This is a genomic window from Pseudomonadota bacterium (assembly GCA_039033415.1).
In the GTDB taxonomy this organism is placed as follows: domain Bacteria; phylum Pseudomonadota; class Gammaproteobacteria; order Xanthomonadales; family SZUA-38; genus JANQOZ01.
Map to the genome: position 1 here is coordinate 12,851 of JBCCCR010000026.1, position 16,881 is coordinate 29,731.

Here is a 16,881-nt window from a genome sequence, read left to right on the forward strand (position 1 = left end):
CTACTCGAGGTCTCGAACCACCCGAAACCCGACGTGACTGAACCGGGCGCTGCGCTCGAGCCTCAGTCGGTGCCGCACCGAGACCTCCCGAGGTCGTTCAAACCACGACCCGCCGCGCACCGCGCCGGCCTCGCAGCCGCTTATCGTACTGGCTGCGCCGTAGTCCTGGCGCCAGCAGTCCAGCGTCCATTCCCCCGCGTTGCCCAGCAGATCATAAATCCCGGCGGCCGTCGGGGTGTAGCTCCCCACCGGCGCCGTGTTTACGCGACGATCCCGGCAGCCAAAAATGTTCTCCGTGGATACCTCGAGGTTGTGACGTTCTGCTCGGTCGAGATCGGAAACGTTGGCCAGATCGCAGGCATCCCGACTGCTGGTCCAGTACACGCCCGTCGTCGCATCCAGCGCCGCAGCGTATTCCCACTGATATTCGGTCGGCAGCGAGTAGCTGAAACCGGTCTGATCGCTCAGCCACCGGGTGTAGGCCAGCGCATCGTTGTAGCTGACGCAGACCGCCGGGTGTGACTCCGACTGCGTAAAACCCGGCGAGTCCCAGGATTTGTCTGCCCGCTGGCGCCAGTTAAACAACCAGTAGTTGCAGCCTTCGTCAGCGCTGCTCGGCGCTGCCAGACCCGTTGCTTCGGCGAACTGCCGATACTCCCCGACCGTAACCTCGTAGGCCGCGAGCGCAAAGGCGGGTAACGAGGCCGTGACCGTTGTGCCCGAGCTGTCGTCAGCCGCATCGCCGAGCGTCACCGTCGCCGCGGGCACCGGAATCAGCAGTGGCCCGGTGCCGCCCGTAGCAAGCGGGTCCTGAAACGGGGTTGCGCCCGAGCTTTCGCCGAGCCGCTCATCAAACTGATTCAGGTCCGGGTGGAGAGGATCAATAAAGCGCAGACGCTCCGTGAGCTGGCGGGCGGCTGATCGATCGCCGTCATCGAGCGCGGCGTTGATGCGATTGACGTAGGTGCGCTGGAGCCGCGCCAGGCCGCGCAGCGCCTCGCGGTTGCTCGGATCGAGATCCAGAACCTGTTGGTAGGCCTCCCAGGCGTTTTCCCCCTCTGGGAGGGTCAGCTGGTCCGCCGCAATCAACAGCTCAGCGTCCAGCAGCAGCTGTGCCACCTTGGGATCGCCAGCGGTCTCAGAAGAAGATGCTGTCGCGGGCGCTGCGCTCGGTGCTTGCGACTCTTCGCGCTGGGGCTCTTCGACCGGGCGTTCCCGCTCGACTGGCGGGGCCTCTTGAACCGCCACGGCGGCCTCGGATACGGGGGGAGGCTTAGTGCTTGCTGCTTCCTCGGGAGGATCACTCTCTGCCGCTTGTTCGGACAGCATTTCAGCCAGCAGCGCGTCGAGGTTTTCTTCGGGCTCCGCCTCAACTGGAGGTGCCTCGGTGCTTTCCGGCTGGCCCTGGGGCTGGGGAACTCGCTCAGGTACCGGCTCCTCGGGATCGCGTTCGCGCGCCTGGTTGCCCAGGCCGATACCGGCACCGCTACCTTCGCCGGTCACCAGCTCGAGCGGTGACGCCTCATCATTGCCGCGGCCTGACAGGACAACGGCCAGGACTATGACCAGTAGACCTGCGGCTCCGCCGCCCCAAACGGCCGGCTTGCGGTGCCACTGTGGCGGAGGCTTCTGGTAGAGGTCGTCCACCTTCCAGCGCTCCGCTTCGGGGCCGCTGTCCACTTCGGGTGGCGCCTGCGGATCAGCCTTGGCGTTGCCCGGTGCTTTGACCGCCGGGATCAGCGTGGTTTCGCGAAGGTGCGAGGCCTTGGCCTCCGCCACAGGCGGCGCGGCGGCAGCCGGCGGGCGTTGTTCCTTGGCCAGGGTCGTCTGTGCGAGTTCTTCCTTCGGACCTGCGGCAGCGGGCGGCGGTTCGCTGGCCGGGATCGGCGGAGTCTCCGGCGCTACGGCCTCGTCCTGCCCGGCTGGCTCTCCCGTACTGTCAGCATCTTGGGGCTCCTCGACAGTCTCTTCGGCCTGCTCGGTCGCGCGGCCTTTTTCCGTGGGCACCATGATCTGGAGTTCGGCTTCAGGGCCTGTGCCCGCCGGATCCGCACTTGCCGACTCGGCTTCCGGTGTGGCCTGGTCAGGCTCTGCCTCACGTTTGGCTGCAGGTGGCGCCTCCGAGCTGGTGACCTCTTCGGAGGCCTGAGCCGGATTTCGAGCTGGCGTCACGGACATCAGCTCAAACTCGGTCGCGGGATCGGCTGGCCGTGGCTGGGCGCCCACAACCGTTGACGGATCAAGCTGCTCAGCAGACTGGGTGTCCGCCTGATCGTCCGCAACCGCTCCTTGCGGACTGTCTTGCGGCTCAGCTTTCGGGCTTTCTTCGGCCGCCGACTCCTCGCTGTCTTCGCCAGCGCCTTCGTCCTCGGTTGGCGCGGCGTCCGCAGAGAGCGGCGGCAGGCCGTGCACCTCTGGCGCGACGGCGTCGATCAGCTCCTGCAACGCCCGACCGGATGCGGGACGCGCGTCCTGCTGTTTGGCCATCAGCGTATCGAGCAGTGGCTGGAGCGCGCCTAGTGAGGGCGGCAAAGATGGGACAGGTTGATTGACGTGCTGCAGCGCAATACCCACCGAGGTGGCAGCGTCAAACGGGACGGCGCCCGTGAGCATTTCGTGGAGCATCACCCCGAGGCTGTACAGATCGCTGCGGGCGTCGACGTTGGAGGACGACTGCGCCTGCTCCGGGCTCATGTAGTAGGGCGTGCCGACCGATGTTCCGATCTGGGTCAGCTTCGACGCGGAGTCGAGGACTTTGACAATGCCAAAGTCAACGAGCACCGGCGCGCCGTCTTTGCCAAACAGCACGTTCTCCGGCTTGATGTCTCGATGGATGATGGCCTGGTCGTGCGCATGCTGCAGCGCTCCTGCCAGCGCTCGCGTGATCGAGAGAGCTTCTGTCGGCGCCAGCGCATCGCCCGCCAGCCGTGTTTTGAGGTTGCCGGCGGGCAGCAGCGTCATCGCGTAAAACTGCAGGTCGTCGGCGCTGCCGACGTCGAAGATGGTGACGATGCCGGGATGATCCAGCGCCGCCACGGCCAGCACCTCTTTGCGGAAGCGCTGCACGTGCTCACTGTCGGCGGAAAATTCTGGCGGCAGAACTTTGAGCGCTACGGACCGCTGTAGCGTCGTGTCGATGGCCTCGAAGATTTCGGACATGCCGCCGACGCCGATCTGCTGAACAATCTCGTATTTGCCGAGCATCTGGCCCGGCTCGATCAACGCCATGTCTGACCCCGTTTGTTGTTGCGCCGAAGCTGAAGAACCTGGATTTGAGGCGGCTGCTTCGGCTGCCTTTCCCTGCAAGTGCTTAAGTTTAACCCGCCAACGCACCGGCGCAACGGGACAGATGGGCCTGCCGGGGGTAAGCTAGCTTAATGGGGCACGACGAGGTTGAGAGATGTCTTGGTTTGATCACCAGGTAGAAAACCATCAGCGGGAGCAGCAGGGAGACGACGGTGAGGCGTTAGAGAACGCTCGTGACGCGTTTCGGAGGGATTTTGAGGTCCAGGTAGACAAGGTTGTCTGGCCGGCCTTCGAGGGATTTGTCGTTGAAGCCACCGAGCACGATTTCCCGGCCACGGTCGCCCGGGAGGAGGACGCTCAGGGCCGCCTGCGGGCCGTTCGCATCTATCTGCTGGGGATTTCGGGCGCGGAGGCGACGCCCCTGGCGCTTGAGACCTGCTGCTACAAGATTGTGCTGCAGATGGGCGCGCGGCGCGTGGCTCACATGATGAATTTCCAGAATCGCAGCAACCCGCGGGTGAGCAATCAGTACGACTTCCGCGGCCTCGATTCCCTGAGCGCTGAGAACGTGGACGCCAAGCTCCAGCAGTTTCTCAGCCTGTCTCTCGAATATTGCAAAGGCCAGCCCAAAGCGCAGCTCGGTTAACGCTCAGTCGGTTTCGTCCTCAGCTTCGGCCAGTTCCAGCTCTAGGAGCAGGGTATCGGCTTCGACGAAGCTTCCCGTCGAGCAGTTGATGGCGCTTACGCTGCCGCCCGCCGGCGCCTTCAGGCTCAGCTCCATCTTCATGGCTTCCATCACCATCAGCTCCTGACCGGGCTCGACAAGGTCACCCTCGTTCACCCGGATGGTCACCACCTTGCCGGGCATCGGCGCCAGCACACGGCTGTCAGCAGCGGTGTCGAGCTCGCCGCCGGCCTGGTGCTCAACGTGTTCAAACAGATGAATGAAACCGCTGCCGGCCACATGAACCTGCGCGCCCGAAGCCTCGGCAACGAGGCGTTGGCGTCGCCCATCTGTTTGCCAGGACAAGAGGTTGGCATCTCGTTGGACTGCGCTGAGCTGCTGCTCGGGCTCGTCGTCCAGCCTGGCGTCGTAACCCGCGGCTGGGGTACCCCGAAGTCGAACCACGTGCCGCGCGTCGCGATCGCCGAGGTGGTATTCCCGCCACGCGGCCTGTCCCACGCGCCAGCCGCTAAGAGCGGACCATGGGCTGAAGCAATCCGCCGTGCCGTTTCGCTCGGCACTGCCGCTCCATCGATCCAGGTCCAGCGTCACGGCTGCAGCGATGAGGTGCTGGGTCAACACCTCAGCTGGTGCCCCGGCCGGCAGTTCGCTGTCGAGAAGCGCGGTATGCATAGCGCCTTCGACAAAAGCGGGCAGCCGGATCAGCCGGGCAAGAAACGCCAGATTGGTCCGCGGACCGGCGAGACGTGTTTCAGTGAGAGCCTGCTCCATCTGGGTCAGCGCCTCTCGCCGGGAAGACCCGTGAGTAATCATCTTGGCGAGCATGGGGTCGTAGTGGACCGTCACCTCGTCACCCTCCTGAAAGCCGGCGTCGGCCCGCGCGCCGCTAGGAAAGTGGAGCCAGCTTAGCGTGCCGCTGGCGGGGAGAAAGCCGGCGTCGGGGTCTTCGGCGTAGATCCGGGCTTCGAGCGCGTGGCCCTGGCAGCGGATCTGGTCTTGCGGCAGGGGCAGGGTTTCGCCGGCAGCCACCCGAAGCTGCCACTCCACCAGATCGATGCCGGTAACCGCTTCGGTGACCGGGTGCTCAACCTGCAGTCGGGTATTCATCTCCATGAAAAAGAACTCGCCCTGCGAGTCGGCAATAAACTCCACGGTGCCGGCGCCGCGATAGTCGACTGCGCGAGCTGCCTCGACGCCCGCGCTGCAAAGGGCAAGCCGCTGCTCGTCGCTCAGACCGGGGGCAGGGGATTCCTCCAGCACTTTCTGGTAGCGGCGCTGGGCTGAACAGTCGCGTTCAAACAGATGCACCACGTTACCCCGGCCGTCACCAAAGATCTGCACCTCCAGATGGCGTGGGGTTTCGAGATAGCGTTCCAGGATCATCCGATCGTCGCCAAAGGCTCCCAGCGCCTCGCGACGTGCCGAGTCGAGCGCCTGTGGCAGTTCGCCACCGCTCCTGACAATTCGCATGCCCTTGCCGCCGCCGCCGGCGGCGGCTTTCAGCATCAGCGGATAACCCACCCGCTCAGCCTCTTCCCGCAGGGTCTCGGTAGACTGCTCTTCGCCGTGGTAGCCGGGAACCACCGGCACGCCGGCTTTTTCCATGGTGGCCTTGGCGTCTGCCTTTGACCCCATGAGGGCAATCGTTCGCGCGTCGGGTCCGACAAAGGTGCAGTCCGCGCGCTCCAGAGCCGCGACAAAGTCTGCGTTCTCGCTCAAAAATCCGTAGCCGGGGTGGACAGCGTCCGCACCGGTGGATGCCACCGCAGCCAGCAGCTTGGGAATGTTGAGATAGGATTCAGCGGCGGCGGCCGGCCCCAGCAGCACCGCCTGGTCGGCGCTCTTCGTGTGCAGTGCGCCGGCGTCTGCCTCGGAATACACCGCAACCGTCTCGATGCCGAGGCGTCGACAGGTGCGGATGATGCGGCAGGCAATCTCGCCGCGATTGGCGATCAGCAGGCGCCGAATCATGACTTGGGCGGCACCCAGCTGGCGGCCCGCTTCTCCAGAAACGCCGTGATGCCTTCTCGGCCTTCGGGGGATACCCGCAGGCTTGCAATCAGCTTTGCGGTCGCCTGATCCAGCGCCTTCTGGGAATCTTCGGTGCGTCCCGAGACGGCGCCGACCAGCGACTTTGCGGCGAAGAGTGCCTGGGGGCCCGCTTTCATGAGCAGGTCGATTTCTTCGTTGACGGCCGCGTCCAGCTCCGCCGCCGGAACGCTGCGGTGCAGCAGGCCGAGCCGCTCAGCGTCGTGGGCCGAAAAGATTCTGGCGGTCAGGAACAGCCGGTTAGCCTGGCGTGCGCCAAGGGCGTTGATGACGTACGGCGAGATGACCGCAGGAACCAGCCCCAGACGGGTTTCGGTCAGGCCAAACCGCGCGTCGTCCGATCCGATGGCCACGTCGCAGCAGGCGATGAGTCCCACGCCGCCACCGTAGGCGGCCCCGTTCACCCGCGCCACGGTGGGGGTCTTGGTGTAGGCCAGCCGCCGGAGCATGTCGGCCAGCGCGAGTGCGTCAGCCATGTTCGACTGCTCGTCGACCTGAGCAATCTCTTTCATGCCGTTCAGATCCGCGCCCGCGGAGAACGAACGGCCCTCGCCGGTCAGGACCAGCACGCGAACCGATGCGTCTTCGTCGAGCCGGACGATGTCCTGATGCAGCTGGGTGATCAGCGCGGCGTTGAACGCGTTGTGTACTTGAGGGCGATTCAGAGTGATGGTTGCAACGCCACGATCGTCCTGAGAAAGCTGGGTGAGTGGTGGGGTATCGGTCATCATTTACATCCGGAAAACGCCGAAGCGGTCGGGCTCAATCGGCGCGTTGGTGGCGGCCGAGAGCGCCAGACCGAGCACCTGGCGGGTGTCTGCGGGGTCGATAACGCCATCGTCCCAGAGCCTTGCGCTGGCGTAGTAGGGATGGCCCTGGGTCTCGTACTGGTCCTCGATGGTCTGACGGAAAGCCGCCTCATCATCCTCCGGCCAGTCTTCGCCGCGCAGCGCCAGGCCGTCCCGCTTGACGGTCGCCAGCACGGCCCCGGCCTGCTCGCCGCCCATCACCGAGATCCGGGCGTTTGGCCACATGAACAACATCCGCGGCTGGTAAGCTCGGCCGCACATGGCGTAATTGCCGGCGCCGAAGCTGCCGCCGATCACCACGGTAAATTTGGGCACGTGGCTGCAGGCAACGGCGGTCACCATCTTTGCCCCATCTTTGGCGATACCGGCGTTTTCATATTTTTTGCCGACCATAAAGCCGGTGATGTTCTGCAGAAAGATGAGCGGAATGTTGCGCTGGTTGCAGAGCTGGACAAAGTGCGCGCCTTTGAGCGCGGACTCTGAAAACAGAATGCCGTTGTTGGCCACAATGCCCACCGGGTAGCCCATCAGGTGCGCAAAGCCGCACACCAGGGTCTTCCCATACATCGCCTTAAATTCCTGAAACTCTGAGCCGTCGACCAACCTGGCGATCAGCTGTCGCACGTCGTACGGGTAGCGGGTGTCCCTCGGTACCACGCCATAAATCTCTTCCGCGGGGTAGGCGGGTTCGACCGGCGCCCGCACCGCAAGCGGCATGGCCTTGCGCCGGTTCAGGGTGCCGGCGATTTGCCGGGCCAGTTCCAGCGCGTGGCTGTCGTCCCGAGCGAAGTGGTCGGTCACGCCAGACTGACTGCAGTGGACGAGCGCGCCGCCGAGGCTTTCCGCGTCGACCTCCTCGCCGGTGGCGGCTTTCACCAGCGGAGGGCCGCCGAGAAAGATGGTCCCCTGGTCCGCCACGATCACCGACTCATCGCACATCGCCGGCACGTATGCGCCACCGGCGGTGCAGGAGCCCATTACCACAGCAATCTGCGGAATATTTCGCGCCGACAGGCGGGCCTGGTTGTAGAAGATCCGGCCAAAGTGATCCCGGTCGGGAAATACCTCATCCTGGAGCGGCAGATAAGCTCCGCCTGAGTCGACGAGGTAGAAGCAGGGCAGTTCGTTTTCCAGGGCAATTTCCTGCGCCCGGAGATGCTTTTTGACCGTGAGCGGGTAGTAGGTGCCGCCTTTGACGGTGGCGTCATTGGCAACCACCATCACTTCCATACCCTGGACGCGGCCGATGCCGGCGATGACGCCCGCGCAGGGCGCGGCGCCGTTGTAGAGTCCGTGTGCTGCCAGCGGCGAGATTTCCAGGAATGGGCTACCGTGATCCAGGAGCCGGTTGATGCGTTCGCGAGGCAGCAGCTTGCCGCGGTCCAGATGTCTCTGCCGCGACTTTTCCCCGCCACCCTCCTGGGCCTTGGCCAGCTCGGCTCTTAGATCCGCCACCAGACCCTCGAGGTGGGCGGCGTTGGCTTGAAAACCTTCGCTGGCCGGGTCGATCGTGTTTTCGATGCGGCTCAACGCGTCAAACCTCGTGCCGCCAGCTCCGCTGTGGGGTCCACGATCAGCGGACCTCCAGCGCAACCGCCGTCGCTTCGCCGCCACCCAGACACAGCGCGGCGACACCGCGCTTCAGCCCGCGCTGACGCAGCGCGTGCATCAGGGTCACGACAATGCGGCTCCCGGTGGCCCCGATCGGGTGGCCAAGCGCGCAGGCGCCGCCGTTGACGTTCACCTTGGCGTGATCCAGACCGAGATCTTTCATTGCGGCCATCGTGACTGCGGCAAAAGCCTCGTTGATTTCCCAAAGGTCGACATCGCTGACCTGCCAGCCAAGCTGATCGAGCAGCCGCTCGCAGGCTTTGGGCGGCGCGGTGGTGAACCACTCCGGCTCGTGGGCGTAGGTTGCGTGCCCGACAACTGCAGCCAGCGGCGCTAGCCCGCGTTTTTCGGCTTCCGCGTCGGTCATCATCAGGACCGCCGCCGCGCCGTCTGAGATCTTCGAGGACGTTGCGGCGGTGACCGTGCCGTCTTTGGCGAAGGCGGGACGAAGGCCGGGGATTTTGTCGATGCGGCAGCCCGGGGGCTCCTCGTCCAGCAGGATCACCTGCTCACCGGCCCGAGTTTTGACCGTGACCGGCGCGATCTCAGCGTCGAAGTAGCCGGCGTCAGCGGCGCTGAGCGCCCGCTCGATCGAGGCGACGGCAAAAGCGTCCTGATCTTCGCGGCTGAACTCATAGCGGGCTGCGGTCGCCTCTCCAAAGGCACCCATCATTTTGCCGTCAAAGGGGCTCTGCAAGCCGTCAAAGAACATGTGGTCGATCACCTCGCCGTGACCCATCCTCAGGCCTTTTCGCGCTTTGGGCAGCACGTAGGGTGCGTTGGTCATCGACTCCATGCCGCCGGCGAGAATGACCGAGGCAGATCCCGCGCGCAGCATGTCGTGGCCGAGCATCAGCGTTTTCATGGCTGAGCCGCAGACCTTGTTGACGCTCAGGCAGCCCACCGAAGTCGGCAGGCCGGCGTCCAGCGCCGCCTGGCGAGCCGGAGCCTGGCCGAGGCCGGCCGGCAGGACGTTGCCCATGATCACTTCGCTGACGTCTGCCGGGGGCAGGGCGGTTTGTTCCAGCACGGCGCGAATGGCGGCGCTGGCTAGCTGGGCTGCGGACACGTTCGCAAACTGTCCCTGAAACGAACCAATGGGGGTTCTCTTGCCAGAAACAATAACAATTTCAGTCACTTTGAATCCTTTCTTAATGTAGATAGATATCTTTGGTCATGGGCGACCAGGGCGGGTTGGATTCAGCCTGCGCCCAGCAGCTCGCGACCGATCAGCATTCGTCGAATCTCATTGGTGCCGGCACCAATATCGTACAGCTTTGCATCACGCAGCAGCCTGCCTACCGGGTATTCGTTGATATAACCATTGCCGCCCAGGGCTTGAATCGCCTGCAGGCACACCTGAACCGAATTTTCTGATGCCAGCAGCAGGCAGGCAGCGGGGTCGATCCGCGAGCTGACGCCGCGATCATAGTCCTCAGCCACCCGGTAGCTGAAGGCCCGCGACGACTGCAGCGCGGTGTACATATCAGCAATCTTGGCCTGCATTACGCCAAACGTGCCGATGGGTCGGCCAAACTGCTCTCGTTCATTCACGTAAGGCACCGACGCATCCAGGGCCGCCTGCATGATGCCGATCGGTCCACCGGACAGCACCAGCCGCTCCGTGTCCAGCCCGCTCATCAGGATCTTGACGCCCTGGTTGACCTCGCCTAGCCGCTGGCTGTCGGGGATCTCGCAGTCCTCAAACACCAGCTCGCAGGTGTTGGAGCCTCGCATCCCCAGCTTGTCCAGCTTCTGAGCCGTGGAGAAACCTGGCATGCCCTTTTCGACGATAAACGCGGTCATGCAGCGGGAGCCCGCGTCGGGCTGATCGGCCGTCCGCATGTAAACCAGCAGGACGTCAGCATCGGGGCCATTGGTGATCCACATTTTCGAGCCGTTGGCGACCCAGTGGTCCCCCTGCCGAACCGCGCGGCACCGCATCGAGCCAACCACGTCGGAACCGGCCCCAGGTTCGCTCATCGCCAGCGCGCCGACATGTTCTCCGCTGGCCAGGCGAGGCAGGTAACGGGCCCGCTGCTCCTCGCTGGCGTGCCGGTAGAGGTTCATCACGCACAGGTTCGAATGGGCGCCGTACGACAGGCCAACCGATGCGGAGGCCCGGGAAATCTCCTCCATCGCGATCAGGTGGGCCAAAAAACCCAGCCCGCTGCCGCCGTAGGCTTCGTCGATAGTCGGCGCCAGCAGGCCCAGCTCGCCGAGCTGGGGCCAAAGGTCGCGGGGAAAATCGTTGGTTACATCGATTTCCGCAGCCCGCGGCGCAATCACTTCCGCGGCGAAGCGCTGCACCGTCTCGCGGAGCAGCTCAAGTTCCTGGTTGAGTTCAAGCATCAGTTGGCGCGCTTCCTTCCGGGAAACCGATGGGGGTGATGGCCCAGGTAGGGCAATTTGATTTTACCAATGGCGTCAATCCGTTGTTCGGCCAGCCGGTTGGCCGCCAGCCAGGTGGGGATGCCGTCGCGCCGGGCGATCTCGAAGATGGTCCCGACGTTGTCATAAATCGTGCGCATCATACGCTTGGCGCGCTCGCGGTTATAGCCTTCAAATTCGATCGACACGTTCATTAACCCACCGGCGTTTACCGCGTAGTCCGGTGCAAAAAGAATTCCTCGACGATTCAATTCGTTACCGGACTCATCGTCCGCCAGCTGATTGTTGGCGCTGCCGCAGATAATTTTGAAGCGGAACCGGGGGATCGTCTCCGCGTTCACCACGCCACCGAGTGCTGATGGACAGAACACGTCCGCGTCCACGTCGTAGATGTCGTCCAGCGCTACGGCCTCAGCACCCAGCTCCTCAACGCAGCGGGCGACCGACGACGCCTGGATATCGGTAACAAACACCTTGGCCTCCTGAGCCCTCAGCTGACGGACCAGCTCAAATCCCACGTGACCGGCCCCCTGCACGGCGAAACTGTAGTCAGCGAGGTTTTCATTGCCGAATTGATGCTGCAGGCTCGCTCGAATACCTTGGATGGTGCCGTAAGCGGTGAACGGTGACGGGTCACCCGACCCGCCGTGGACCTGATGGACGCCAACGACGTTGTCGGTCTCCTGAAAGACGTACTCCATGTCGCTGACGTCGATGCCGACATCTTCAGCGGTGATGTACCGACCGTTCAGCGATTCGATAAATCGCCCGAGGCTGCGAAACAGGGCCTCGGACTTGTCGCTGGCCGGGTCGCCGAGGATGACACACTTGCCGCCCCCAAGGTTCAGCCCGGCGACGGCGGCTTTGAAGGTCATGGTGCGCGACAGCCGCAGCACGTCGTCCAGGGCCTCCTGCTCAGTGGGGTAGGGCCACATACGCAGGCCGCCGAGGGCCGGACCCAGGGTGGTGTTGTGAATGGCGATGATGGCCCGTAGCCCCGCGTCGGGGTTGTGGCAGTAGACCACCTCTTCGTGGCCTGAGTGGGCAAGCGTTTCAAACAGCATGGCGCGGTTCCCCTTCCCGGCGCTCCGCGCGGTTCCCGGAGGACGCCAATGTGGGTGTGATCCAGCTACGGTAGGCCCGAAAACGCTGGGAATCAATTGGCGTCGGAAGCGGCGTTGGGGCTTTCGATCGCCGGCACACCGCCGCAAGGCGGCAAGGCCGAGGTCAGGGCGTCAGGAAGCTGCCGCCGTGAAAAATCAGCGGTGAGCCGGTTTCGCCGTGGTGAATGGCGCCGACACGGCCGACAATAATTGCGTGGTCGCCGCCCGGATAACGGTGCTCAACCTGGCATTCGAGGCTGATCAGGCAGTCGTCGAGCAGCGGCAGGCCGGCGGGGCCGCTTCGCCAGGGCGTTTCACCAAACTTGTCGGCACCGCGGGTCGCAAAGCGCTTGGCCAGGGCCTCCTGGCCCGCGTGCAGGATATGCAGCGCAAACGCATCGCTATCCATAAATGCACGGTGCGAATCGGAGCCTTCGCCCAGGTTCCATAGCACGAGGGGCGGGGCCAGCGAAACGCTCGTGAAGCTGTTCACCGTCAGGCCCTTGGGTGAGCCCTCAAACAGTGTGGTGACAACGGTGACGCCAGTAGCGAATTGACCGACGGCCTGGCGAAAGGTCTTCTGATCGAAGGTGCGATCACCGTCCGCAGCCTCGCTTAGGTCGCGGCCTGGATCGACGTCGGTTCGAGCGGAAGTCGCAGCGGTGTTGTCAGCGGATTTATCGGAGCCCGGCGTTGGGTCGTCCATTGACTTGTCCGGAAGTCAGGCAATCCGCCATTGTAACCAATGCCCCCGCGCTGCAACAGCGAGAGCGCGTAACGGGAGACTAGTGCCAGCAGCCGCCTAAAGACTTGAGCTCTGCGGTTTTGATGGCAAGGACACTTTCCAGCACAAACTGCGCATGTTTGAACTCACGGCTTTGTCCAGCACGTGACAGGGGCAGCTTCCGGTAGAGACTCCGGATATCGCTAATCAGTTGCTCTTTGCGTTGCTCCATCCGTCGCCTCCCGTGCGTCAGTGTCTCAGCAGCCGAACCAGGATAGCCCAGCGGCGCAGCGAGCCTTATGGGGGATTTCCTACATGCATGTAGGAAGTACGCGCGAAAAAAAACCGGCCCTGGGACGGGGCCGGTTTGAGGTTCCGCAGGGGACGGAACCGGTCACGGGGCCATCGCCGGCGGTTGACTTGGGACAACCGGCTGGCGTTGGCTTCAAACTGGCCTCAGGCATTGGGACGTTGCCGGCGACACCAGTCAACCTGAATGCTACGCGACGCCTGCGGTGAGGCCATGTGCCTATCGTCTGCCTTGAAATCGCCAGGCGAACGATTCGGCCGCGTAGCGCGGTTCCGCTGAGTTAGTTCTGTGGGCCGAGATTGACGATCAGCACAACCCGGTTTTCGGGGCCGTTGGGATTGTCCGGGTTGAGCAGCGAGCTCTCGCCGCGCGCCACCGTCTCCAGCCGGTTCGCCTCCATCTCGAATAGGTTGATCAGGTAGTTTCGTACACCGTCCGCTCGCCGCCGCGACAGGTCGAGGTTGTAGTCCTCGTCTCCCAGCGCATCCGTATGGCCTTCCACCCGAAAACGAAATTCGGACAGTGAGTCGGAGGTGAGGGCAGAACCTAGGCGATTAAGCGTCTGCTGCGCAGATTCTGTCAGCTCGTAGGAGTCGAGCTCGAACCGGATTCGCAGCGGGATCGCCCGCAGCTTCATTTCCGGCGCCTCGCCGTCGAGGCTTCGGGTCACCAGTGGGGGTGGCGGCGTCAGCGCGTCGATGATGTCCTGCTCGCTGGCGTTGTCGGCGTCGAGCTCCATCACCTCATAGTCGGTCTCCTGAGCCAGGCTGCTGCCCGCGAGCAGCGCCCACAGCGCCAGCGTATAAATCCCAGTTTTGATGTTCATGTGTTTCTCCTTAACTTCCCGCGGCCCTGCTAGCGGCCGCATCCCTGTCTGTTTGTTGCTGTCCTGGCTTTCGTCCTGGCCTGATTGTCATACCGATCGATCAGACCGCTAGTTGAGCACCTGCTCGAGATCGGCCTGCCGCAGCAGTTCGTCCCGTAGCGCTCGTGCCGCCGCTGAATTCTCAGCCTCCTGCTCAAGGAGTGCCAGCGCGTCATACCAGACGCCGGCTGCGGCCAATTCTTTTGCTTGGACCAGCGGCCCGCCCGATGGATCCGCCGTCAGCGCCATAGCGTGCTGGAGCAGCGTGCTGGCAAACACGTCGTTTGACCTGACGTTTTCGTCCGCGACGGCGGCGACGGAAAACTGATAAACCTTACCCAGCTCCAGGCTGACTTTGTCGGGCAGCTCGAAAGCCTGCATTCCCGCATCCAGCGGTGGGTCGAGACGGACCTCTGCGAGCGCTTCCTCGCCCCCTTCTTCGATCAACACCAGCTCCACCGGCACGTTGATGCGGTTGGATGCGTGCCAGTAGATCACCGGCCGCGGGCTGATCGTCGCCGCCAGTCCCGGCGGCGCGATGACGGTCAGCGACAGGTCGTTTTCGCTGCCCCGGATACTGCCGCCGACGGTTGCAGCAGGTGCATTGGGGTCGGGCGGCTGGTAGCGAATAGTCCCGCCGCCGGAGCCTGCCTGAGCCCAGGCGGCAAGCGGCAGTGCGGCCAGTACCAGCAGCGCTGGACCCAGCCAGCGACCCGGACGCCGTGAGATTTTCTTTGCCGAGCTCAAAGCCAGTTACCAATCAGCAGAAACGGTGCCCAGTAGCCTGGATGCTGATAGCGGCGATCCGCGATCAGGCTGCGCTGCGCTTTGGCGAGCGCCACGGCTTTTGAGCTGTCGCCCTGTGCCAGCTCGCCGTAAAACTCGGTGATCAGCTCCGAGGTGGCGCGGTCGTTGATGTACCACAGCGTCCCGAGCGCGCTGCGGGCGCCAGCCCGGATGGCGATACCCGCGAGGCCGAGGGCCGCGCGGTCGTCACCGGCCGCGGTGCGGCAGGCGGAAAGCGTCAGCAGCTCGACGGGCTCGTCGCTGAAGCGACGGAGCTGCATGAAGTCGTCGAGCTGGTCCATATTCAGCTTGTCGTCGTAGGTGAGCAGAAAAGACTGGCTGACGTCCGCCTGGAACTCACCGTGCGACGCAAAGTGCACGATGTTGTAGGGCCGCTGAGTCATTTCCTGTTCAACGTTGCCGGCGACAAAACTCTGATTCTTCAGCATCGTGACCCGGTCCGGGAACAGCTCGCCAAGTGACGCCAGCTCGGCCTCAACCGAGGGCAGCGCGGGAAACCCCTGCACCGCGTCGGTCAGCCCGTTCAGCAGAAAGCTGGGCTGCTGCCGGGCGATGGGCTGCGGATCGGTGAGGCTGAGGCCTGGGGTGGTGGCGATCGCAAACCGCTCGACCAGAAACTGTTTCCCGTCGTGAAAAGCAGCGAGCGGCACGTTGCGCAGGCTGCCGTCGGGCACAAACACCAGGGTATCGACCCCAGCATCTTTGAGCAGCGGTTCGGCATCGCGGACAAGCCAGTTGTAAAGGCGCTTGGCCTGGACGCGGTACTGGTGCGAGCTGCGCCGTTCGAGCGAGCGACGAAACTGCTGCGCCACCCGACCGATCTGGTCGGCGCCGGCGGGCACGGAGTACTGATGGATCGTACCGCCGATACTCACCAGCATCTCGCTGCGGTCGTTCAGCAGCACCGGGTAAAGGACGGCGGTGCGGCGGTCCAGACTGTCGAGCGCGGTATCCGCGATATCGAGGTCGACGACACACTCATCCAGGAAGTAGTCCTGGAGTTCTGCACTCTTGAACGCCTCGATTACCTGCCTTGCACGCCGCCGCAGCTGCTGCTGACGGTCCGGCGCGGCGCTCGCCGCCTGGGTCAAAAGAATGTCTGCGTGGTCCTGGAACAGCGGGCCGACCCGCTGGCGAAACGGCTCCCGACGACCGCGGATGCCGGTCAGCAGGCTGGATCGGACTTCGCTGAGGTCGGTGAGCGCGCGCTCCATGGCGGCCTGGGCGCCCGGCAGATCGCCCGACGCGCGAAGCGCCCGGCCGCTGAGCCACTGCCAGCGATAGGTGAGGTCGGTGGCGCCAACGCTCTGAGCTTCGAACGTGGCCAGGCGAGCCAGCTCCAACGCTTCCTGCGCGCGACCCGCCCGCAGATAGAATTCGCCCAGTAAGCCAGCGGCCTGCGAGCTGAGGCGCGGGCTGGACATTTGCCTCGCCAGCTCCAGCGCGCCGGCGGCCGTGCGCGCACCCAGGTTAAGGTCCCAGTTTTGCAGCTTGAGGGTTTCGTCGGACCGGAGCAGCGTGTCGGCGGCCGCTACCTCCAGACGAGCCCGCAGCGCCGGGTCGGCGGTCAGCAGCGTCTGTTCCAGTGCTTTTTCCAGCGCGTCGCGCAGGGCCGGACGGTTGAGCTGGGCGAGGGCGTTCTCCGCTTTGCCCAGCCAGGCGCGGGCCGCGTCGCTGGAGTCATCGACCGCACCGGCGCTGGCCAGCACGTCATCAAAAAACTGCTCAGCTTCATTAAATCGGGCCTGGTAGGTGGCGAGCCTGCCCAGCGACAGCTGAGCCTGGCGCGCTCTGACGGGGGCGTCCGCGGCCAGCGTCAACGCCTGCTCCAGCTCACTGCGCGCGCTGCTTAGGTCGCCGAGCATGATGGTGCTTGCGCCTTGACCCAGGAGACAGTCAATTGCGTCCGAGCGCTGCTGCGTCTGGTTGGCCTCATTCACGCACGCCTGGAACGCGGCCCGTGCTGCCGCAAACTGTCCGTCTTCGAGGAGCCGGTAACCCGCATCGGCCGCCGCCAGACAAATAGAACCCGTCAGCGCGGCGGAAAGCGCGGTGCCCAGTGCAAAAGCCTTGGCCCAGAGCGTGCCCTGCCTGGTCGTTGGTGTCAGATCATTCAATCGACAGTTTTCCCCGTAAATCCCTCTCACATCATACTAGTTCCCGCGGGCCGCCGGGGCCAGATGAATGTGCTAGTCTCAAGCAGGTCGAGGGTTTTTCTTACAACGCGCCGCGATTGTTTCTGCGGGGTGCGCGGTTCAATCTCGGCGATGCTGTAGGGGTG

Annotated in this window: 13 protein-coding genes; 1 reads left to right on the forward strand and 12 read right to left on the reverse strand. The window is 64.2% G+C overall.

The window, feature by feature from the left end:
* A complete protein-coding gene (locus tag AAF358_19375; GenBank protein MEM7707722.1) occupies positions 1–3,228 on the reverse strand; it encodes an SUMF1/EgtB/PvdO family nonheme iron enzyme in 3,228 nt (1,075 codons plus the stop codon).
* A gap of 172 nt (positions 3,229–3,400) precedes the next feature.
* Here AAF358_19375 and AAF358_19380 point away from each other — a divergent pair, with 172 nt between their 5' ends.
* Positions 3,401–3,892: a hypothetical protein gene (locus AAF358_19380; GenBank protein ID MEM7707723.1), complete on the forward strand. Its 492-nt coding sequence runs from the start codon at positions 3,401–3,403 to the stop codon at positions 3,890–3,892.
* Between the two features lie 3 nt (positions 3,893–3,895).
* Here AAF358_19380 and AAF358_19385 read toward each other — a convergent pair whose 3' ends face one another.
* From AAF358_19385 to AAF358_19435, 11 genes are all read right to left on the reverse strand, one after another.
* Complete coding sequence (locus AAF358_19385) at positions 3,896–5,902, reverse strand: biotin carboxylase N-terminal domain-containing protein (protein MEM7707724.1); 2,007 nt, start codon at positions 5,900–5,902, stop codon at positions 3,896–3,898.
* A complete protein-coding gene (locus AAF358_19390) occupies positions 5,899–6,708 on the reverse strand; it encodes an enoyl-CoA hydratase-related protein (protein MEM7707725.1) in 810 nt (269 codons plus the stop codon). The genes AAF358_19385 and AAF358_19390 overlap by 4 nt, the downstream gene beginning before the upstream one ends.
* Before the next feature lie 3 nt (positions 6,709–6,711).
* Positions 6,712–8,319, reverse strand: a complete 1,608-nt coding sequence (locus AAF358_19395; GenBank protein ID MEM7707726.1) for a carboxyl transferase domain-containing protein — start codon at positions 8,317–8,319, stop codon at positions 6,712–6,714.
* A 43-nt stretch (positions 8,320–8,362) separates the two neighbouring features.
* Complete coding sequence (locus AAF358_19400; protein MEM7707727.1) at positions 8,363–9,538, reverse strand: thiolase family protein; 1,176 nt, start codon at positions 9,536–9,538, stop codon at positions 8,363–8,365.
* Positions 9,539–9,600: 62 nt separating this feature from the next.
* The gene (locus AAF358_19405; protein MEM7707728.1) at positions 9,601–10,752 is read right to left on the reverse strand and encodes an acyl-CoA dehydrogenase family protein; all 1,152 of its coding nucleotides are present in this window, start codon (positions 10,750–10,752) and stop codon (positions 9,601–9,603) included.
* Positions 10,752–11,855: a Glu/Leu/Phe/Val dehydrogenase dimerization domain-containing protein gene (locus AAF358_19410; protein ID MEM7707729.1), complete on the reverse strand. Its 1,104-nt coding sequence runs from the start codon at positions 11,853–11,855 to the stop codon at positions 10,752–10,754. The genes AAF358_19405 and AAF358_19410 overlap by 1 nt, the downstream gene beginning before the upstream one ends.
* Positions 11,856–12,018: 163 nt before the next feature.
* Positions 12,019–12,600: a flavin reductase family protein gene (locus tag AAF358_19415; protein MEM7707730.1), complete on the reverse strand. Its 582-nt coding sequence runs from the start codon at positions 12,598–12,600 to the stop codon at positions 12,019–12,021.
* A gap of 79 nt (positions 12,601–12,679) precedes the next feature.
* The gene (locus AAF358_19420; GenBank protein ID MEM7707731.1) at positions 12,680–12,850 is read right to left on the reverse strand and encodes a hypothetical protein; all 171 of its coding nucleotides are present in this window, start codon (positions 12,848–12,850) and stop codon (positions 12,680–12,682) included.
* A 358-nt stretch (positions 12,851–13,208) separates the two neighbouring features.
* The gene (locus tag AAF358_19425; protein ID MEM7707732.1) at positions 13,209–13,754 is read right to left on the reverse strand and encodes an OmpA family protein; all 546 of its coding nucleotides are present in this window, start codon (positions 13,752–13,754) and stop codon (positions 13,209–13,211) included.
* A gap of 108 nt (positions 13,755–13,862) precedes the next feature.
* On the reverse strand, positions 13,863–14,540 hold the full coding sequence (locus AAF358_19430) for a DUF928 domain-containing protein (protein MEM7707733.1): 678 nt from the start codon (positions 14,538–14,540) through the stop codon (positions 13,863–13,865).
* On the reverse strand, positions 14,537–16,717 hold the full coding sequence (locus AAF358_19435) for a CHAT domain-containing protein (GenBank protein MEM7707734.1): 2,181 nt from the start codon (positions 16,715–16,717) through the stop codon (positions 14,537–14,539). Before AAF358_19435 ends, AAF358_19430 begins: the two co-directional genes overlap by 4 nt.
* Positions 16,718–16,881 lie beyond the last annotated feature (164 nt).